The sequence below is a fragment of the Pseudofrankia sp. DC12 genome, assembly GCF_000966285.1.
Classification (GTDB): Bacteria; Actinomycetota; Actinomycetes; order Frankiales; family Frankiaceae; genus Pseudofrankia.
The window spans coordinates 5,161,113-5,181,203 of sequence record NZ_KQ031391.1; the positions used below are offsets into that span (position 1 = coordinate 5,161,113).

Sequence of the window (20,091 nt, forward strand, 5' to 3'; positions counted from 1 at the left end):
ACCATGAAGGAGCGCAGCTGACGTGAATGAAGCGGTGATTGTCGCTACCGCACGGACGCCGGTGGGTACCGGGCGCAAGGGATCTCTGGTGGACGTCGACGCCTTCGAGCTGGCCACGCTCGCGGTCGGCGAGGCCGTCCGGCGGGCCGGGATCGACCCGGAGCTGGTCGACGACGTAGTGCTCGGCGAGGTCCTTTACGGCGGCGGCGACATCGCCCGGTACGCGGCGATCGAGGCCGGGCTGGTCAACGCTCCCGGTGTGGCCCACAACCGGCACTGTGCCTCCGGCATGGCCGCCATCCAGACGGCCGCCGCGTCGGTCATCGCGGGGATGGACAAGGTCGTCGTCGCCGGCGGTACGAACTCCTCGTCCACCGCGCCGCGCTCCCAGCGGCGCCAGCCCGGCACCGACGACCTTGTCGACTGGTACTCGCCGACCCACCGGAACACGCCCGAGGCGCCGAACACCGACATGTCGATCACTGTCGGCTGGAACGCGGCCAAGGCCGCGGGCCTGTCCCGCGCGGACCTGGACGCCTGGGCGCTGCGCTCGCACCAGCGCGCGATCGCCGGCATCGACGCGGGCGCCTTCAAGGAGGAGATCGTCCCGGTCGAGGTCACCCGGCGGGACGGCACCACCTTCTCCTTCGACACCGACGAGCATCCCCGCCGCGACACGAGCCTGGAGCGGCTGGCGGGGCTGAAGGTGCTGCACCCGGAGATCGAGGGCTTCAGCATCACGGCGGGCAACGCCTCCGGCGTGAACGACGGCGCGGGCGCGGTCGTGCTGACCTCCCGCGCGTTCGCCGAGGCGAACGGCCTCGAGCCGCTCGCTGTGATCAGGTCCTGGGCGTCGGCCGGTGTCCCGCCGGCCGAGACCGGCCTCGCGCCGGTCAAGGCGATCCCGAAAGCCCTCGAGCGCGCCGGGCTCAGCGTCGGCGACATCGCACTCTGGGAGATCAACGAGGCGTTCGCCTCGGTGCCGGCCGCCGCCTGCAAGCTGCTCGGCATCGACGACTCGATCGTCAACTTCCTGGGTAGCGGCTGCAGCCTGGGCCACCCGATCGCGATGACCGGGGCCCGGCAGATCATCACGCTGACCCACGAGCTGCGCCGTCGTGGTGGCGGGATCGCGCTGTCCGCCATGTGCGCCGGTGGCGGCATGGCCAGCGCCACCGTCATTGAGGTTCCCGCTCCCTGACCTGTCGCCAGGGTCGCGGTAACCGCCGAGAGGACGAGAAACGGCCGCCAGGTTCAACCTGGCGGCCGTTTTCGCGTGGCGTGTCCTGAGCGCAGGGGTGCTCAGGAGGTCTGCGCGGGGATGTTCAGCGGCAGTGGGACGGTGCGGCGGGCATCCACGACGACCGGCTTGATCGCGGCGCCGTTCGTGATGACGGTGTGCACGACGTGCGTCAGGTCCTCGACGTCGACGAAGACGAGGGCGTCGATCCCGCCGAGCTGGGCAGCCGCATCCTCGACGGCCGCCTTGACGGACTCCTCGTCGGTGACGTCGCAGGCCACAGCGAGCGAGCCCTCTCCGGCCTCCTTCGCCGCGTCGACCAGCCGATCCTTGCGCCGGGCCAGCAACGCGACCTGCGCGCCGCGCTGGCCGAGACCGCTCCCGATGGCGCGCCCTGACCCGCTGGAGGCACCGACCAGAACCGTTCGCATCGTGGGCCACTTTCGAATCGATGTCCGGGCGGTAGGAAGTTCACCGGGTTGCGTTACGAGCACGGCTTGACTCCGGCTCTGTGTCCCGCATACCGGGCGGTTGCTGGGCGTGACGGCCGTGCCACCATCGTCCGCGAAGGCGCCGGGGGGTGGCACGAGCGGCCGGGGACCGGCGGCCGCGATGATCCATCCGGCCTTACGGAAGTCTGACGATTCCCAGATCTCGCCGCTGGTGAACGCTGCCATCATGGCGATCATGAACGCATCTCCGGTGGGCGGCTCCGGCGCGCCAAGAACGAGGGCAGCCCGATGGCCAACCGAGGCGCTGATCGGAATGGTAGTCGCCGCTGTGCTGTTGGCGGGTTGCCGGACAGCGGGTACAGCCGGTAGGACGGGCGCAGCCGCCGCCTCGCGGAGTACGGCCGCGTCCACAGCCGGCACGCCCGGCACAGTGGCGACGAGCGTCGACCCGGCCGTCGGGGTGTCAACCCAGCCGGTGCTTCCGGTCGCGCCACCGAGCGAGGGAAGCTTCGAGGGTTTCACGACCTACTCATACATTCCGGTGCACCCCACCGGAATCATCTACCTCTTCCATGGCTCCGGTGGCAGCGCCGACTTCGCCATCAAGGTGGAGACCACCGACGTTCTCAATGAGATGATCGGCCGAGGGTTCGGTTATGTGGCCACGGAGAGCACCGAGCGTTCCGGCGATCGGCGCTGGAACGTCGATGATCCCTCGATGACCTCGAATCCCGACCTGGCTCGGATGGACCGGCTGCGCCGGCACGTCATCGACAGCACCGCCGTCGACGCCGACACGCCGACATACGGCCTTGGCATGTCGAACGGGAGCGCGTTCACCGCACTATGGGCAGCGGCCGAGAGCTCGGCCGGTGTCCGGATCAGCGCGGTAGCCCTTTACATGGCCGGCCCCACCAGGGCGGTCGACCGGCTCGGCGGGCTGCGTGTCCCGACCTTCATGGTGGTCGGGGTCAATGACACCGTCACCAACCCCGCCAAGGAGAAGGCCGACCTGGCCGCGATCGCCGACGCCGGACTTCCGACGGAACTGCACGAGGTCATCCAACGAGCTGTGACCCCCGCACGTTACCTGCGCGTCCCAGGCGTCACCGAGGCGACCGCGGAGTCGGTCGTCGCCGCCTACCAGCAGGCTGGGATAGTCGACTCCGCTGGCAGGCTACTCGCCTCCCTGCCCGCGGGCCTCACGGGGGACAACGCCGACAGTCTCACCAGCGGAGTCCGCCTGCCTACCAGCCTTACCCCCGGCCAGCAGACCGCTGTCAACGCCGAGACACTCGCCACGATCGGCGAACATCAGTTCAACGCCGAGTTCAAGGTGCAGAACGCACAGTTCTTCGCCGACCAGCGGACCTCCTGACCTCGATCTTTCATGCGCCCCGCAGGATCTCGCCGAGCACGGCGCGGGCTGATCGTCAAGATCGGGCCCCCGCCGGTCAGGGTGGGCCGGGGCGCCCGACAGGCGGGCGCGCAGCGTTCGCCCTATTGATCGGTATCCGGGCCGGTGGGCTTCTCGCGCAGGTGCAGGGCGTTCAGGAACAGCCGGGTGAGCTGCTCGGCGCCCTCGTCGAAGTCGGTGTCGAACAGGCCCTGGACGAGCCACATCTCGGCGAACCTGGTGACCATCGCGCCAAGCGCGGAGGCCGCGATCGTCGGGTTGAGGCTCGGGTCGACCCGGCCGCGCCGCTGGAGCTGGGCGATCGAGTCCGAGATGCGCTCCCGGTCGCGCTGTTGGTGCTCGAACCGGACGGTGTTCAGGAGCGTGTCGTAGCGGGAGACCTGCTCGATGACGCCAATGATCCGGGCTTCCTGCCGGTAGCTCTCCAGGAACCGACGGTTGCCGGCGCGGATCCGGTCCTGTGGGGACGCGATCGAGGCCGGGTCGAAGATGACCGTGCTCAGCGGCGCGTGCAGCAGGTCCGAGAGGGCCATGGCGACCTCCCGGAAGATCTGCTCCTTCGAGTCGAAGTAGTGGTAGAAGGAGCCGTGGGAGAGGCCCGCGCGCTCGGCGATGTCCGAGATCCGCGCCTCCAGGAAGCCGCCCTCCTCGAAGACCGCCTTCGCCGCCTCAAGCAGCCGGGCCCTGGTCGCGGCGCCCTTGCGCGAGCGCGGCCCGTTGGGCTTGTCCCGGTCGACTGGCACCACCGTCGCCAATGCCTGCTCCTGTTCACCGGAGATCGAGGTGACGCTGAGTGACGTCTCGCGCGGTGCGGGCTCGCCCGCCCCTTACACTGCGTGACTCTTCGGCGGACGACTCAGTGAGCAGGGTCACCCACGCCCAGTGTACGTGCGGTCATCGTCGGCCCTATGTGATCGCCCTCGTTGGCAGGTCGATGCCCGAGTAGCGTGTTTCGACGTCGACGTTGAAACCGTGGCACGACTCACTGGGCGGTCGGCCGGCGACCCGGCGCGCCGTCACCCAGAAGCGGCAAGGAGCTGCGATGCGGCCTCTCCCCGCGCTGACCCCGGCCAGCGAGTGGTTCTGGACGTCAGCGAGTCCGGTTCGGGGAAGGGTGACCCGAGCTGTGTCTCGTCGATCTTCGGCCAGCCAGGTGACGGTCGACCCGGCGCCACTCTCATCCAGGATCGTCGCCTTCGGAGCCGTCGGCTGCCGGCCGTTGATCGCGGTTCTGGACCTCGCGTGCGCGTGGGCGTGATCAGGGCTTGTCTGTGACCGCTGGGGGTCCAAACGGCGATCACCGGCGCGGTCGCCGACGCGCGGTGCCGGCTGCCTGGACCCGCTCGGCTGGACCGCTCGGCAGAGCCCGGCCGGTGGGGAGAGGGCCGCGGCCCCGAGTGACGCCCGCCACTCGCCGGGCCCCTGAGCGCCAGCCGGCCAAGATGCATTATGAATTGGCTGAAGAGCGGCAAGCCAGAGCAGAAAGCCGGCGGCCAGAGCAGCAGGAGGCACGACGATGACCGCAACTGGCCCAGGTGACACCGTCATCCCGGTGTTCGACGCGGACAACCATCTCTACGAGACGACGGACGCGTTCACGAAGTACCTGCCGGAGCGGTACAAGAAGGCGATCGACTACGTCGATGTGCACGGCCGCACGAAGATCGCGGTGCGCGGGACGATCAGCGACTTCATCCCGAACCCGACCTTCAACATGGTGGCCCGCCCGGGCGCGCAGGAGGAGTACTACCGCAAGGGCAACCCGGACGGGAAGTCCCGCCGGGAGATCTTCGGCAAGCCGGTGCCCAGCATCCCGGCCTGGCGGGAGCCGGCGGCCCGGCTGAAGCTGATGGACGAGGAGCAGGGCCTCGACCGCACGCTGCTGTTCCCGACGCTCGCCAGCCTGCTCGAGGAGCGGATGCGCGACGATCCGGAGCTGACCCACGCCGCCATCCACGCCCTGAACGAGTGGCTGTACGAGACCTGGCAGTTCAACTACAACGGCCTCGACCGGATCTTCACCGCACCCGTGATCACCCTTCCGGTCGTCGGCGAGGCGGTCAAGGAGCTGGACTGGGTGCTGGAGCGCGGCGCGAAGGTGATCCTGATCCGCCCGGCGCCAGTGCCCGGCTACAAGGGCCCGCGCTCGTTCGCCCTGCCGGAGTTCGACCCGTTCTGGGCCCGGGTCCAGGAGGCCGACATCCTGGTCGCCCTGCACGCGTCCGACTCGGGCTACTCCCGTTTCACCGGTGAGTGGGCGGGCTCCGCCACCGAGCACCTGCCGTTCCAGCCGAACGCGTTCCGGATGCTGCACTCGTGGCGGCCGATCGAGGACGCGGTGGCGTCGCTGGTCATCCACGGTGCTGTGACGCGCTTCCCGCGTCTCAAGATCGCTGCCGTCGAGAACGGCGCCTCGTGGCTCGCGCCGCTGATCAAGACCCTCCAGGACCTCTACAAGAAGCTGCCGCAGGACTTCCTGGAGAACCCGCTGGAGGGGCTGCGGCGCAACATTTACATCAGCCCTTTCTGGGAGGAGAACATCGCCGGCCTGGCCGGGCTGCTCGGTGAGGAGCACGTCCTGTTCGGCTCCGACTACCCGCACCCGGAGGGCCTGGCCAACCCGGTCAGCTACCTTGACGACCTCAGGGGCCAGCCCGAGCCGTTCGTCCGCAAGGTCATGGGCGAGAACCTGGCCAAGCTGATGAACGTCCCGGTCGCCCTGCCCGCCACGGTCTGACGGCCTGTCACCGCCGGGCGCCGGCCACGATCCGCCGCCCGCGGCCGGGGGACCCTCGGCCGCGGCCGGCGGCGGCGCTCAAAACGGACACCGCCGCCGCCCGGCGGGTACGGTCCAGCAGAGTACGACCGCTCTGAAATTTTGATTCCCGTCTGGCGAGAATGTAGCTTCCACTGCGGGGCGGCGCCGAGCGCACCGCATGCTGGCGACGCAGGCCCCGCACCCCGCCAGCCGGCACAGGTGAACACATACGAGGGCGAGGGGTTCCCTTGAAGGGCTTACTGATCGACGGGCAGCTGGTCGAGGCGCCCCGGACCACCGTGTCGTACAACCCCACGACCGGCGAGGTGCTCGGGGAGGCTCCCGACGCCACGGTCGAGCAGGCGAAGGCCGCCGTCGCGGCGGCCCGGCGCGCGTTCGACACCACGGACTGGTCCACGAACGTCGAGTTCCGGATCCGGTGTCTCCGGCAGTTCCACGGCGGCCTGGTCAAGCACCGCGAGGAGCTGCGCGAGCTGACGATCGCCGAGGTCGGCCACCCGCGCCAGATGACGTACGGCCCGGCGCTGGACGTCCCGATCGACATCGTCAAGTACTACACGGACCTGCTGGAGGGCTTCGCGTTCACCGAGGAGCTCCCGGAGGTCGAGTCCTACGGGATCAAGAACCGGCGCTGGGTGGAGAAGGAGCCCGCGGGCGTCGTCTCCGCGATCATTCCCTACAACTACCCGACCCAGATCGCGCTCGCGAAGGTCGCTCCCGCGCTCGCGGCAGGCTGCACCGTGATCCTCAAGGGCGCCCCGCAGACCCCGCTGATCACCCTCGCGCTCGGCGAGATCATCGCCAACGAGACCGACATCCCGGCCGGCGTGGTCAACGTGATCACCTCGCCGTCGGTCGAGGTCGCCGAGGTGCTCACCAGCGACCCCGGCGTCGACATGATCACCTTCACCGGCTCGACGCCGGTCGGCCGGCGGATCATGGAAGTGGCCTCGAAGACCGTCAAGAAGGTCTTCCTGGAGCTCGGCGGCAAGTCCGCGCTCATCGCCGTCGACGATGCGGACGCCGACTTCCTGGCCCTCGTCGCGACGATGGCGATCTGCTCGCACGCGGGGCAGGGCTGCGCCGTGACCTCGCGCCTGCTGGTCCCCAGCTCGCGCAAGGACGAGTTCGTCGAGAAGGTCAAGGCCGCGATCGGGAACGTCGTCGTCGGCGACCCGAAGCTGGCCGAGACCTACGTCGGCCCGCTGATCAGCGCCGAGCAGCGGGAGAAGGTCGACGCCATGGTCCAGCGGGCCGTCGCGGCAGGCGCCACGCTCGTCGCCGGCGGCCAGAGCATCGATGGCCCCGGCTACTTCTACGCCCCGACGGTGCTGGCCGACGTCGACCCGAACAGCGAGATCGCTCAGGACGAGGTGTTCGGTCCCGTCCTCACCGTCATCGAGTACGCGGACGACGACGAGGCTGTCGCGATCGCCAACAACTCGATCTTCGGTCTGTCCGGCTCGGTCTTCGGCGCCGACGACGACCGGGCGATCGCGATCGCCCGGCGAATCCGGACCGGCACCGTGAGCGTCAACGGCGGTATCTGGTTCGCTCCCGACTCGCCGTTCGGCGGGTACAAGCAGTCCGGTATCGGCCGCGAGATGGGCGTCGCCGGGCTGGAGGAGTTCTTCGAGCGCAAGACCTTGGCGGTGCCGGCCAGGTAGGCGCCCGGCCGCTGGAGGGTGTCCGCGTCCTCGAGGTCGCGACGAACGGCTTCGTGCCGTCGGGCGGCGCAATCCTCGGGGAGCGGGGCGCCTCCTTGAGCTCGGCCACGACGGGGAGAAGAGCATCGAACTGAAGAAGGCCGGCGCCATCACCTGACCTGGCCCGGCCGGACACGGCAGAGGGGCCGCCCCGCGTGCGGCCCCTCTGCCGTGGACTGGGCTGCTGTGGGAGCTGGGAAGGCTTACTTGTTCTTCATGCGGCTGAAGACCTTGTCGGCCTCGGCCCAGTGCTCGTCCGCGGCCCAGAGGCGCCCGAACGCCTCGGCGGCCTCCTGGGCGGTGGTCGCGCCCGACATGATCCGCTTGATCTCGACGGCCGGCTGGCGCGCCAGCGACCGCGCGATCGCGCGCCACCCGGCGTCGAACTCCGCCCGGGGGAGCACCTGGTCGACGAGCCCCAGGCGGGCAGCCTCGGTGGCGTCGACAACCAGGCCGCCGCCGGCGAGCAGGAGCGCCCTGCCCTTGCCGACCATCGCGGCGAGCCGTTCCGAGCCGCCCCAGGCCGGCATGATCGCGAGCGTCACCTGGGTGAAGCCGATCTGGACGCCCTCGGCGGCGATCCGGATGTCGGCGGCCACCGCGACCTCGGCGCCGCCGCCCAGGGCGTGGCCGTTGACCGCCGCGATCGTCGGGCCGGGGAAGTCCGCGATCCGGTCGCACAGGCCGCGCATCCGCAGCGCCATGCCGACCGCGCCCTCGAAGGTGCGGATCGCGGCCAGCTCCTTGAGGTCGCCGCCCGAGATGAAGGCCCGCTCGCCGGCTCCGGTGATCGCCAGGGCGTTCGCGCCGGCGGAGTCGACGGCGTCGAGCACCTTCTCCAGCTCGTCCATGGTGTCCCGCGAGATGGCGTTGCGTGCCTCGGGACGGTTGATCGTGACGACCGCGAGGCCCGCCTCGATTTCGAGATCGATCACTGTGCCAGCTCCGCCGTCGGTACTACGTTCTCGTTCAGCGAGAGTACCGGCCCGCGATCGCGGCGGTGGCCATGGCCGCGGCGCCGGGCCCGCGGCTGTGTCCTGTTCCGGCGGGGCGTTGCGGCTGGGCCGGCGCGAGAATAGGATTCTCGCACTCAGCAAGGAGGCATCTCATGTCCATGAGCTCCGTGAGTTCGCGTTCGCCGTACCCGGTCTTCGACGCGGACAACCACCTGTACGAGACCAAGGACGCCTTCACGAAGTACCTGCCGAAGGAGTTCGAGGGCGCGATCCGCTACGTCGAGGTCGAGGGCCGTACCAAGATCGCCATTCGCGGCCAGATCAGCGAGTACATCCCGAACCCGACGTTCGACGTCGTGGCGAGGCCGGGCGCCCAGGAGGACTACTTCCGGGTCGGCAACCCGGAGGGCAAGTCCTACCGCGAGATCGTCGGCAGGCCGATGCGCGCGGTCCCGGCGTTCCGCGAGCCCGCCGCGCGGCTGGAGCTGATGGACGAGCAGGGCCTCGACCGGACGCTGATGTTCCCGACGCTCGCGAGCCTGCTCGAGGAGCGGATGCGCGACGACCCGCAGCTGACGCACGCCGTCGTCCACGCGCTCAACGAGTGGATGTACGAGACCTGGCAGTTCAACTACGCCGACCGGATCTACTCCACCCCGGTGATCACGCTGCCGATCGTCGAGAAGGCGATCGAGGAGCTGGAGTGGGTCGTCGCCCGCGGCGCCCGCGTCATCCTGGTCCGCCCCGCGCCGGTCCCCGGCCTCGCCGGCTCGCGCTCGTTCGGCCTGCCGGAGTTCGACCCGTTCTGGGCGAAGGCCGTCGAGCACGGCGTGCTGGTCTGCATGCACTCCTCGGACAGCGGCTACGCCCGCTACCAGAGCGACTGGGACTCGAACAAGCGCGAGTACCTGCCGTTCAAGCCGGACGTGTTCAAGATGGTCAGCCAGTGGCGCCCGATCGAGGACTCGGTCGCGGCGATGGTCTGCCACGGCGCGCTGTCCCGGTTCCCCGAACTGAAGATCGCCGTCATCGAGAACGGCGCCTCCTGGGTCGCGCCGCTGATGAAGTCGCTCAAGGACGCCTACAAGAAGTACCCGCAGGGCTTCCTGGAGCACCCGGTCGACATCATGCGCCGCAACGTCAACATCTCCCCCTTCTGGGAGGAGAGCTACTCCGGCCTCGGCGAGCTGCTCGGCATTGACCGCATCCTGTTCGGGTCGGACTACCCGCACCCGGAGGGCCTCGGCGACCCGGTCACCTACATCTCGGAGCTGGGCGACCTCAGCGAGGACGACAAGGTCAAGGTCATGGGCGGCAACCTCGCCAAGCTGATCGACGGCTGAGCGCGCCGGTGAGACAGAACGTCAGGGTCGAAGGCGGCCTGCGGATCGCGGGGACCACGGACAGCCCGGCCTTCCAGGGGCTGCCGTGGGACACCATCCCGGAGATGGTGCTCAGCGCCGCGGCGCGGTTCGGCGACGCGGAGGCGCTTGTCGACGGCGACCTCCGCCTCACCTACGTCCAGTTCGTCGAACGGGTCCGCACAGCCGCCGGCGCGTTCGCCGAGCTGGGGGTCGAGGCGGGCGACCGGGTGGCCCTCTGGGCGCCGAACTCGGCCGAATGGGCGATCGCCGCGTTCGGCCTGCTGACGGCGGGCGGCGTGCTGGTCCCGGTCAACACCCGGTACAAGGCGGCCGAGGCCGCGGACATCATCGTGCGCAGCGGCGCGAAGGCGGTGCTGACCCGGCCCGGCTTCCTCGGCATCGACTACGAGATCCCGGCCGGAGTCACCGGCGTCGACCTCAAGTCGGACTTCCTCATGTCCGGCTCGCCGTTCGAGCGCAAGGTGGACGGCGGCGACATCGCCGACATCATCTTCACCTCCGGCACGACCGGGCGCCCCAAGGGCGTGATGATGAACCACCGCCAGACGCTGCGGCTCTACACCGAGTGGACGTACCAGGCCCAGCTCCACGAGGGCGACCGGTACCTGATGATCAACCCGTACTTCCACACCTTCGGCCTCAAGGCGGGGCTGATCGCGTCCCTGATCAAGGGTGCGGCGATGTTCCCGCTGGCCGTGTTCGACGTGGCAGGAGTCGCGGAGATCGTGGAGCGCGAGAAGATCACGATGTTGCCCGGCGCGCCGACCGTCTACCAGTCGCTGCTGGAGGCGGCCGGCTCGGGCCAGATCGCCGGCCGGGACCTGTCGTCGTTGCGCTGCGCCGTCACCGGCTCGGCGGACATCCCGGTGGAGCTGATCCGCCGGATGAAGCAGGAGCTGCCGTTCCAGCACATCATGACCGGCTACGGCCTCACCGAAGCGGGCACGGCGACGGCCTCGCGGCCCGGCGACTCGTTCGAGGACATCGCCACCACGGTCGGCGCGCCCTGTGACGGCATCGAGGTGGCGATCGCGGGTGACAGCGAGGTGCTGATCCGCGGCTACAGCGTCATGCAGGGCTACTTCGGGAACCCGGCGGCCACTGCCGAGACGATCGACGCCGGCGGCTGGCTGCACACCGGCGACCTCGGCTCGATGGACGACCGCGGCTACGTGAAGATCATCGGCCGCAAGAAGGACATGTTCATCGTCGGCGGGTTCAACGCCTATCCGGCCGAGATCGAGGGCTACCTGCTGGAGCACCCGGCCATCGCCCAGGCGGCCGTCATCGGCGTGCCGGACGCGCGGCTGGGCGAGGTGTGCAAGGCCTTCGTCGTGAAGCGGTCCGGCGCCGAGGTGACGGCCGGCGAGATCATCGCCTGGTCCAGGGAACGGATGGCCGGCTTCAAGGCGCCCCGCATCGTCGAGTTCCTGGACGCGCTCCCGCTGAACGCCACCGGCAAGGTCGTGAAGGACCAGCTGCGATGACCGACGAGATCACGACCAGCTCCGGGATTCCGATCCGGCCGGTCTACGGGCCGGCGGACCGGACGGCCGAGCCGCCGGACCCGGGCACGTACCCGTTCACCCGGGGCAACTTCGCCAAGGGCTACCGCGGCCGGCTGTGGACGTTTCGCCAGTACTCCGGCTTCGGCACGCCGGAGGAGTCCAACGAGCGCTACCGCTACCTGCTGGGTCAGGGCGGCACCGGCCTGTCGGTCGCGCTCGACCTGCCGACGCAGTGCGGCTACGACTCCGACGACCCGGAGTTCACCGAGGAGGCCGGCCGGGTCGGCGTCGCGATCGACACGCTGGCCGACGCGGAGATCCTGTTCGCGGACATCCCGCTCGACAAGATCTCGACCAGCTTCACCATCAACGGCACGGCCGCGATCCTGCTCGCGTTCTACGTCGCAGCGGCCGAGAAGGCCGGCGTGCCGCGCGCCAAGCTCACCGGCACGATCCAGAACGACATCCTCAAGGAGTACGCCTCCCGCGGGACCTGGATCTGGCCGGCGGAGCCGTCACTGCGCCTGATCGCCGACACGATCGAGTTCTGCGCCGCCGAGGTGCCCCGGTTCAACGCCATCTCGGTCGCCGGGGCGCACTTCCGCGACGCGGGCGCGACCGCCGTCCAGGAGATGGCGTTCACCCTCGCCGACGGTGTCACCTACGTCGACACGGTGCTCGCCCGGGGCCGGATGACGATCGAGCAGTTCGCCCCGCAGGTGTCCTTCTTCTTCTATACGCACGGCGACTTCTTCGAGGAGATCGCCAAGTACCGGGCCGGCCGGCGCCGGTGGGCGACGCTGGTGCGGGAGCGGTGGGGCGCGACCAGCGACAAGGCGGCCATGTTCCGCTTCGGCTGTGTGTCGGGCGGGGCGTCGCTGTTCGCGCCGCAGGCGCAGAACAACATCGTCCGGGTCGCCTACGAGTCGCTGGCCTCGGTGCTCGGCGGCGTGCAGTCGATGTTCACCGCGGCCTGGGACGAGCCGTTCGCGCTGCCGAGCGAGGACGCCGCGACGATGGCGCTGCGCACCCAGCAGATCCTCGCCTACGAGACCGGCGTGACCCGGACCGCTGACCCACTCGGTGGCTCCTACTTCGTCGAGGCGCTCACCGACGAGACCGAGGCCCGGATCAAGGCGATCATGGACGACCTCGAGCGGCGCGGCGGCATGGTCCACGCCATCGAGGAGGGCTACCTGCAGCGCATGATCGCCGACGAGTCCTACCGGCTGCAGCAGGAGATCGAGGACGGCACCCGCCCGGTCGTCGGCGTGAACCGGTTCGTCTCCGAGGAGCCGGCCCCCGACCTCGCCACCTACGAGCTCGACGCCGACGGCCGCGACCGCCAGCTCAAGCGGCTCGCCCAGGTCAAGGCGGACCGGGACGGCGCCGCCGTGAAGGAGAAGCTCGCGGCCCTCACGACGGCCGCGGAGGGAGACGCCAACCTGATGCCCCACCTGATCGACTGCGCCGGCGCCTACTGCACGGTCGGCGAGATGGTCGCCGCCCTGAAGTCGGTCTGGGGCGAATTCCAGCAGCCGGTGGTGTTCTGATGACCGACGCCGAGACATTCGCGGCGACCCCCGCCGAGACCCCGGCCGAGGCTCTCCCGGTCACGGCTCCGCCCGTCCGGGTGCTCGTCGCCAAGCCCGGCCTCGACGGCCACGACCGAGGCGCCAAGATCGTGTCTCGCGCGCTGCGGGACGCCGGCTTCGAGGTGATCTTCACCGGCATCCGGCAGAAGGTCGACGACATCGTCGCCGTGGCCGTCCAGGAAGACGTCGCGCTGGTCGGCCTGTCGATCCTGTCCGGCGCGCACATGGCGCTGACGACCCGGGTCATCGAGGGCCTGAAGACCGCCTCCGCCGACGACATCGCGGTCGTCGTCGGCGGCACGATCCCGCTGACGGACGTCCCGAAGCTGCGCGAGCTCGGCGCCGTGGCGGTCTTCCCGACAGGCACCCCGCTCGTCGACGTCGTCTCCGGCGTCCGCGCGGTCACCGGCGCGTGACTACCGCTCACCGGCCGGTGAGCTGAGACTGAGCCAGCCTGTTGTCGTCACCGAGCCATTGCTCGGGCGGCGTCAGCGGGAGAGGCACTCCAGGTTGGCCGCTGCAAGTTAGGTGGAGACAGACATGGCGCGGTTCGGTGTGATGATCGGCCCCGAGCACGGCGACTCCGCGCGCAAGCCCGCGCGGATGCTCGACGAGGTCCGCTGGGCGGAGAGCGCGGGTATGGAAACCGCGTGGATTCCTCAGATCCCGACCGACTTCGATGCGTTGATCACGGTCGCGCTGATGGGGACGGTGACCGAGCGGATCGAGCTGGGCACAGCGGTCGTGCCGCTGCAGGCACAGCACCCGATCGCGCTGGCCCGCTTGGCGATGTCGGTGCACGCCGCGTCGAACGGCCGGCTCGCGCTCGGTGTCGGCCCATCGCATCACTGGATCGTCAAGGACATGCTCGGCCTGCCCTACGAGAAGCCGGCGGCCTTCACCCGCGACTACCTTGAGGTGCTCAACGCGGCCTTCGCGGGGACCGGCAGCGCTGACGTCGAGAACGCCACCTTCACGGTGCACAACCCGCTCGGCCTCACCCCGGTCAAGCCGCTGCCGGTGCTGGTGGCCGCGCTCGGCCCGGTGATGCTGCGGATCGCGGGCGAGCAGGCCGACGGCACCGTGCTGTGGCTCGCCGACGAGCGCGCCATCGGGGACCACATCGCACCGAAGATCACCAAGGCGGCCGGAAGCGCCGGCAGGCCGGCGCCGCGGATCGTCGCGGGCATCCCGATCTGCCTGTGCCGGCCAGCCGACGTCGAGAAGGCCAAGGCCCGCGCGCGCCGCGTCCTCGACGAGGCAGAGGTGTCCCCGAACTACCAGCGACTGCTCGACGCCGGCGACGCCAAGGACGTCAGCGACATCGCGGCCGTGGGTGACGAGGAGATGATCGCCGCACGCCTCCGGCGGTTCATCGACGCCGGCGTCACCGACGTCTCCGCCCGGCTGCTGCCGATCGGCGACAACCGCGACGAGCTGGTCGCCTCGAAGCGCCGCACCCGCGAGGTCTACGCCCAGATCGCCGCGGACCTGCGTAAATGAGCCGCGGGCCGCTGGCCGGCCTGAGGATCCTCGAGGCCGGGCACATCCTGGCCGGTCCGTATGCCTCGATGATGCTGTCGGACCTCGGCGCGGAGGTCACCAAGGTCGAGCCGCCGACCGGTGACATGTCCCGGCAGGTCAGCGACGCCTACTTCGCCAGCCTCAACCGTGGCAAGCGCAGCGTCTGCCTCGACCTGACCAGGCCGGCGGGGCAGGAGAAGCTGCACGAGCTGGTCGCGGACGCTCACGCGCTGATCGTCAACCAGAAGCCGTCGGCGATCCGCAAGCTCGGGCTCACCTACGAGGCGCTGAAGCAGTACAACGAGAAGATCGTCTGTGTCGCCGTCACGGGCTACGGCCTCTACGGCAGCGACGACCCGGCGTTCGACTACGTGATCCAGGCGGCCACCGGCGTCGCGGCGATGACCGGCGAGCCGGACGGGCCGCCGACCCTGCCGGGCTACTCGGCGGCGGACAACTCAGCGGGCCTCACAGCCGCGCTCGGCCTGCTCGCCCAGATCATCGCCGGCCGGGGTGGCCAGGTCGACGTGTCGCTGCGCGACGTGATGCTCTCGCAGCTGAACTACAAGGCGTCCGCCTACCTGAACGAGGGCACCCAACCCGTCCGCCACCCGTTCGGCGCGCACCCGTTCTACGTGCCGGCCCAGCTGTTCCCCACCGCCGACGGCTTCGTCGCGATGTTCCTGACCCACGACCGCTACTGGCGGACGTTCGTCACCGAGGCTGCCGTCCCTGAGACGGAGATCGCCGCCTTCCCGACCATGGCCGACCGGTCGGCGAACCGCGACAAGGTCGTGGAAGCCGTCACCAGGGCACTGGCGGCCGACACGGCGCGCGGCTGGGAGGCCCGGCTGCGCCCCCTGGGCATCCCGATCGCAGCGGTCCGCACCCTGCCCGAGGCGCTCGCCGAGGCCCCGGACCGCGTCATCGAGACCGCCGGCTACCGCCTCGTCGCCAACCCCATCCGCATCGACGGCCACCAGCCCAGCTACGGGCCCCCACCCCGCCTCGGCGAGCAGGGCACCTTCTAGCCGCGACGGTTTCAGCCTTCCGTCATGCTTGCGGGCGCCGATATCGCCTGTTGGGGCTGCGCGGAGGGGCGGTGGAATCGACCTGCCCACTGGCAAGGAGCGCGTCCAAAGCCTTCGTCACACCGCTGCGACTGCCACCGGTCGCCTTCTGCAGTTCCTCGCGGGTCGCGGAGCCGGCGTCCCCGAGGGCTGCGAGGATCCGTTCGGCGAGGTTTGCGCTCGCTGGCGCCATCGGCGCGGATTCATCGACTGCCCCGTCGAGGCCCGGCGACAGTCGGAACGAGCCGTCCTCGCGGGCCTTGCGTGGGAGCAGCAGGCCGAGGTCCCGCAACTGAACGAGTTGGCGGCGTGCGTCGGACGCATTCAGGCCCAGCCTGCGAAGCAGCGCGGCGTCGATGTCGTAGCCAGACTTCGCGAGGGCGAGAGCCGTGACCTGTTCCGGAGACAGTTCCGTACCGCGGCCCAGTGTCATGGCCCATGCGCGGAGCGCCGGCGTAACGGGCGATGTCCGAGGGATCGTCACCCGGAAGTAGTTCAGGTTGGCGCTGAATATAGGTACCAGGCCCGTATCGTGGCGCACCTGGCTGATCATCATGCCGATGCCGGAGCCGCGGTTCTCGGCCACCGGCCGACCCGTGAGCGGCTCACCGGCTTCCTGGAGCAGAGCCGCAAGCCGAGCATTCCTGGACGACGAGGTTCCGCTTTCTCCGAGAGTCTCCAATCGGACGTTGCCGAACAGCCCCCCTGGGCTTGTGACGGTAAGCCGGTCGGGGAAGAGCTCGACCTGGATCTGAGTGCCCCGGGCCTGTGGGCTGTAGTCGCGGTGCATGAGCGCGTTGACGACCGCCTCGCGGATCACCTCCGGCCCGATCTCCCAGTAGTCGTCGCGCCCGCCGCCTACAACGCGACTGGCCCGTCGAAGGCTGCGCTGCGCGGCCTGGATCACGTCGATCACCATCGTGGGGATCGTTCCGCTGACCGCGGCGCTGTCCAGGAAGCGGACGCCGCCAGGTCCCGGCTGCCCGCCGACCTCCCCGGGATATACGGCCAGCGAGACCATCAACTGGGGGAAGTACTGCTGGGGGTGGACGCCGACGCTGAGCAGACCCGCCAGGGATGGGACGAGGGAACCTTCATGCGACACGAGAACGCCAAGACGGGCCAGCGCATCGGTCTCGGTGAGTCCGGCGAACGCCCGCGGCGAGCTATTGGTGGCAACCTCAATGAGGCGCCCGACGGCCCGCGGATCCAGATCCTGTGCGGTCGCCTGCGGTACCGGCTCCTCGTCCCAGCGGGGCTGCCCAGAACTCTCCCGCAGCCGGTCGATCTCGTAGGGTGTCAGTCGCTGGTCGCCGTCGCCGACGCGGATGAATGCGCCATTGTAGAGCCCTCGGGCAGTGACGTAACAGGGACGCTGTGCCGGTGGCAGGGGGTCGACCTCGGCCACCACCAGGGTCACCCCCTCGAACGGCACGATCTCGATGACCGGCGCGAGTGGTGGCGTGAGTTTGCCACGGGCGACTCCGGCGAGTTCGTCGCGTAGCGCGAGATGGTCGCCGAGTTGGGCGGGGACGAACCCCGCTCGCTCATCCAGCCCGAGGATTAGGAGCCCGCCTCTGGAGTTCGCGAACGCGGACATGGTCTCGGCCACGCTCTGCGGGAGACCGCCGGTCGCCCGCTTGACTTCGACGTCCTCGAACTCTCCGCCCGCCGCCCGTAGCCTCGCCACGATCTCCGCAAGGTCCACAGCAGCCTCCCGCCTGTCAGAGGGCCAGCTTACCACCGACATACCACTCGCGCGGCCGGAGTGGTATGTCGGTGGTATGTGGAGGCTCGGGTGTCCCAGCGTCTCGCCCGCGGAGCGGCCCCGCGCGCCCGCTCGGGCCGGCCGCCTACTCGTACTTGACGGTGACCTTCTCGGACTGGGGGAGGCCCTGGCAGGTCAGGACGTAGCCGTCGGCGACCTCGTCCTCGGTGAGGGCGTCGTTCACCCGCATGGTGACCTCGCCCTCCTCAACGTGCGCCATGCACGTCGCGCAGGTGCCGGACTCACAGGAGAACGGCGGGCTGAGACCGGCGCGGCGCGCGCTTTCGAGCAGGGTCTCGCTGGCCCGGCGCGGCACCGTGGCCTTCTTGCGGCCGAGGATGATCGTGACGGTGCCCTCGAGGACCTTGCTGGCCTCGGAGCCGGCGCTGGGCGCGGGCTCCTCCTCCTGGGGCGGCAGCGGTGCCGTGCCGCCGAACCGCTCAATGAAGATCTTCCCGGGCCCGGGAACGGCGGCCTCGACGAGGTCCATGAACGGTGTCGGCCCGCAGATATACACGTCGGCATCGAGGTCGTTGCCGAGAAACGCGTGGACCGCGGCCGCGTCGACGAAGCCCGCCTCGGCGTCCAGGTGCCGGGTCACCGTGAGCCGGGCCGGGTACTGCTCGGCGAGCTCGTTCAGGGCCTGCCAGAAGATAGCCGCCGGCTGGTCGCGGTCGGCGCACAGCAGCCGGACCTGGCGGTTCGTCGTCGCCAGCGCGCTCTTCGCCAGCGAGATGACCGGGGTGATCCCGCTGCCGCCGCAGAAGCCGATCAGCGGGACGTCGGTCTCACGCAGGCAGAAGACGCCGTGGGGCTTGGTGAGCTCGACCTCGTCGCCCTTGACCAGATTGTCGATCAGCCAGTTCGACACCGCGCCGGTGGGCACCCGCTTCACGGTCACCGCCAGCTCGCCGTCGGTCTCCGGCGCGCTGGACATGGAGTAGCTGCGCAACAGCTCCTCACCGCCGATGGTGACCTTGAACGTGCAGAACTGACCAGCGCGGTATTCCCACGGACCGTCGAGCGGTGCGAGGGCGAACGTGCGGGCGTCCGCGGTCTCCTCGATCACCCGGCTCACGGTCGCACGCTGGAAGAGCGGAGGTCTCGGCATGTGACGGCATCCTCTGGTATTAAGGTTCTATCCAGGCGAGAATACAGTTTCCGCGCGCCTGCCACGAGCTGACGGGAGCCTCGCCATGGCGGTCCTCGTCTTCGAGGAGCAGGAGTACAGCCTGGCCAGGCTGGACGCCCTGACGAGCGCCTTAGCCGCCAGGCTCGCGGACCGCGGCGTCCGCGCCGGTGACCGCGTCGCCCTCATGTCGTCGACGCGGCCCGAGTTCATCATCGCGGTCAGGGCCATCTGGCGCCTAGGGGCCGCCGTCGTCCTGCTCAGCCCCTCCTGGAGGCGCGCCGACGTCGCGCACGCCCTCGCGGTGAGCGGGCCGGCGCATGCCGTCGGTGACCACCCGGTTCTCGCCGACCTGATGCCGATGGTGCACCTGGACGAGCCCCTCGAGGGCATCGATGACGGTGTCTCCCCGGTCACGCCGGCTCCCGGGCCGGACCCGGCCGCCGACGCGGTGTTCGTGTTCAGCTCCGGCACCACAGGCCTGCCCAAGGCGGTCCGGCACACGTACGCCTCGTTCGCCGCCGCCGTCGGCCACTGGCGTGCCGTGCTCGGTATGACGTCGGCCGACCGCATCCAGGTCGCGACCCCGCCGTCCCACATCCTCGGGATCCTCAACATCGTCACCGCGCTGGAGACCGGCGCGTGGATGCGGCTGCACCGCCGGTTCGACCTGGAGGCCGTGCTCACCTGCATCCAGGTCGACCGCATCACCATCGAGATGGCCGTCGCGCCGATCGCGCTCGCGCTCGCGGCCCACCCGAAGCTGGAGTCGTTCGACCTGTCCTCGCTGCGCTACATCATGTGGGGAGCGACGCCCGTCACCGCCAGCGTCGCACAGACCGTGACCCGCCGCGCCGGGGTGGCGTGGCTGCCCGCCTATGGGGCCAGCGAGCTGCCGGTCATCGCCTGCAACCCGCTCGACGGCGCCCGGCTCGACAGCGTCGGGCTGGCCGCGCCCGGCGTCGAGCTGCGAGTCGTGGACCTGGAGACCGGCGTGCCCGTCGCGCCGGGGGAGACCGGTGAGATCCAGGCCCGGTCGCCGTCGCTGATGGTCGGCTACCTGCCGGTGGAGGCCAACGCGGACGCCTTCCAGGACGGCTGGTACCACACCGGTGACGTCGGGAACATCGACGCGGGCGGGTGGGTGCGACTGACCGGCCGACGCAAGGAGATGATCAAGGTGCGGGGCTTCCAGGTCGCGCCCGCCGAGGTCGAGACGGTGCTGCACGGCCATCCGGCGGTCGCCGACTGTGCCGTGTTCGGCGTCCCCGACCCGGCGGACGGGGAGGCGATCGTCGCCGCGGTCACCGTCGCCGACGGCGCCGCCGTGGCCGGCCTGGCCGAGGAACTCGTCGCCCTGGTCGCCGGCCGGCTCGCGTCCTACAAGCGGCCGAGGCAGATCGTGTTCGTCCCCGAGATTCCCCGGTTGCCGTCCGGGAAGGTGCTGCGCCGTCTCCTTCGGGACGAGGCGCTGGCCGCGCTGGCCGGCCCGCCGGCGCCCCGGTGACCGGCGGGCGGTGCTGGCTCACGACACTTTCTGCTCACATCTGGCGGCGCGGCCG

General features: G+C 70.1%; 15 protein-coding genes and 1 pseudogene. 11 read left to right on the plus strand and 5 right to left on the minus strand.

Annotated features, from left to right (window positions below; translation table 11 throughout):
* The first annotated feature begins 22 nt into the window (after positions 1-22).
* Positions 23-1,201: a thiolase family protein gene (locus FRADC12_RS20650; RefSeq protein WP_045877874.1), complete on the plus strand. Its 1,179-nt coding sequence runs from the start codon at positions 23-25 to the stop codon at positions 1,199-1,201.
* Positions 1,202-1,431: 230 nt separating this feature from the next.
* Here the strand turns inward: FRADC12_RS20650 and FRADC12_RS20655 are convergent.
* Positions 1,432-1,671: pseudogene (locus FRADC12_RS20655) on the minus strand (SDR family oxidoreductase); the annotation flags it as partial.
* A 451-nt stretch (positions 1,672-2,122) separates the two neighbouring features.
* Here FRADC12_RS20655 and FRADC12_RS20660 point away from each other — a divergent pair.
* A complete protein-coding gene (locus tag FRADC12_RS20660; protein ID WP_045877876.1) occupies positions 2,123-3,070 on the plus strand; it encodes an alpha/beta hydrolase in 948 nt (315 codons plus the stop codon).
* A 122-nt stretch (positions 3,071-3,192) separates the two neighbouring features.
* Here FRADC12_RS20660 and FRADC12_RS20665 read toward each other — a convergent pair whose 3' ends face one another.
* Complete coding sequence (locus FRADC12_RS20665; RefSeq protein WP_045877877.1) at positions 3,193-3,864, minus strand: TetR/AcrR family transcriptional regulator; 672 nt, start codon at positions 3,862-3,864, stop codon at positions 3,193-3,195.
* A gap of 761 nt (positions 3,865-4,625) precedes the next feature.
* Here FRADC12_RS20665 and FRADC12_RS20670 point away from each other — a divergent pair.
* Both FRADC12_RS20670 and FRADC12_RS20675 read left to right on the plus strand, forming a co-directional pair.
* A complete protein-coding gene (locus FRADC12_RS20670; protein WP_045877878.1) occupies positions 4,626-5,846 on the plus strand; it encodes an amidohydrolase family protein in 1,221 nt (406 codons plus the stop codon).
* A gap of 269 nt (positions 5,847-6,115) precedes the next feature.
* The gene (locus FRADC12_RS20675) at positions 6,116-7,555 is read left to right on the plus strand and encodes an aldehyde dehydrogenase family protein (protein ID WP_045877879.1); all 1,440 of its coding nucleotides are present in this window, start codon (positions 6,116-6,118) and stop codon (positions 7,553-7,555) included.
* A 242-nt stretch (positions 7,556-7,797) separates the two neighbouring features.
* Here FRADC12_RS20675 and FRADC12_RS20680 read toward each other — a convergent pair whose 3' ends face one another.
* Positions 7,798-8,529, minus strand: coding sequence for an enoyl-CoA hydratase/isomerase family protein (locus FRADC12_RS20680; RefSeq protein ID WP_045877880.1), 732 nt, complete (start codon positions 8,527-8,529; stop codon positions 7,798-7,800).
* A gap of 173 nt (positions 8,530-8,702) precedes the next feature.
* Between FRADC12_RS20680 and FRADC12_RS20685 the strand changes: the two genes are divergently transcribed.
* From FRADC12_RS20685 to FRADC12_RS20710, 6 genes are all read left to right on the plus strand, one after another.
* Complete coding sequence (locus tag FRADC12_RS20685) at positions 8,703-9,893, plus strand: amidohydrolase family protein (RefSeq protein ID WP_045877881.1); 1,191 nt, start codon at positions 8,703-8,705, stop codon at positions 9,891-9,893.
* 8 nt (positions 9,894-9,901) lie between these two features.
* Positions 9,902-11,422, plus strand: a complete 1,521-nt coding sequence (locus FRADC12_RS20690) for a FadD3 family acyl-CoA ligase (RefSeq protein ID WP_232303932.1) — start codon at positions 9,902-9,904, stop codon at positions 11,420-11,422.
* Entirely contained in the window at positions 11,419-12,996 is a 1,578-nt protein-coding gene (locus tag FRADC12_RS20695; RefSeq protein ID WP_045877882.1) for a methylmalonyl-CoA mutase family protein, read from the plus strand. The genes FRADC12_RS20690 and FRADC12_RS20695 overlap by 4 nt, the downstream gene beginning before the upstream one ends.
* Positions 12,996-13,454 (plus strand): cobalamin B12-binding domain-containing protein, encoded by a 459-nt coding sequence (locus FRADC12_RS20700; protein WP_232303933.1) that lies wholly within the window; start codon positions 12,996-12,998, stop codon positions 13,452-13,454. Before FRADC12_RS20695 ends, FRADC12_RS20700 begins: the two co-directional genes overlap by 1 nt.
* Positions 13,455-13,578: 124 nt before the next feature.
* Positions 13,579-14,541, plus strand: coding sequence for a TIGR03564 family F420-dependent LLM class oxidoreductase (locus FRADC12_RS20705; protein ID WP_045877883.1), 963 nt, complete (start codon positions 13,579-13,581; stop codon positions 14,539-14,541).
* Positions 14,538-15,593 carry a CaiB/BaiF CoA transferase family protein gene (locus tag FRADC12_RS20710; protein ID WP_045877884.1) on the plus strand — a complete coding sequence of 352 codons (1,056 nt, stop codon included), beginning with the start codon at positions 14,538-14,540 and terminating at the stop codon, positions 15,591-15,593. Before FRADC12_RS20705 ends, FRADC12_RS20710 begins: the two co-directional genes overlap by 4 nt.
* Positions 15,594-15,615: 22 nt before the next feature.
* Here the strand turns inward: FRADC12_RS20710 and FRADC12_RS20715 are convergent, their stop codons facing one another.
* Positions 15,616-17,340: an ATP-binding protein gene (locus tag FRADC12_RS20715; protein WP_052711051.1), complete on the minus strand. Its 1,725-nt coding sequence runs from the start codon at positions 17,338-17,340 to the stop codon at positions 15,616-15,618.
* 145 nt (positions 17,341-17,485) lie between these two features.
* Entirely contained in the window at positions 17,486-18,511 is a 1,026-nt protein-coding gene (locus FRADC12_RS20720; RefSeq protein ID WP_045877886.1) for a ferredoxin--NADP reductase, read from the minus strand.
* A gap of 85 nt (positions 18,512-18,596) precedes the next feature.
* Between FRADC12_RS20720 and FRADC12_RS20725 the strand changes: the two genes are divergently transcribed.
* Positions 18,597-20,036, plus strand: coding sequence for a class I adenylate-forming enzyme family protein (locus tag FRADC12_RS20725; protein WP_045877887.1), 1,440 nt, complete (start codon positions 18,597-18,599; stop codon positions 20,034-20,036).
* The last annotated feature ends 55 nt before the right edge of the window (positions 20,037-20,091 follow it).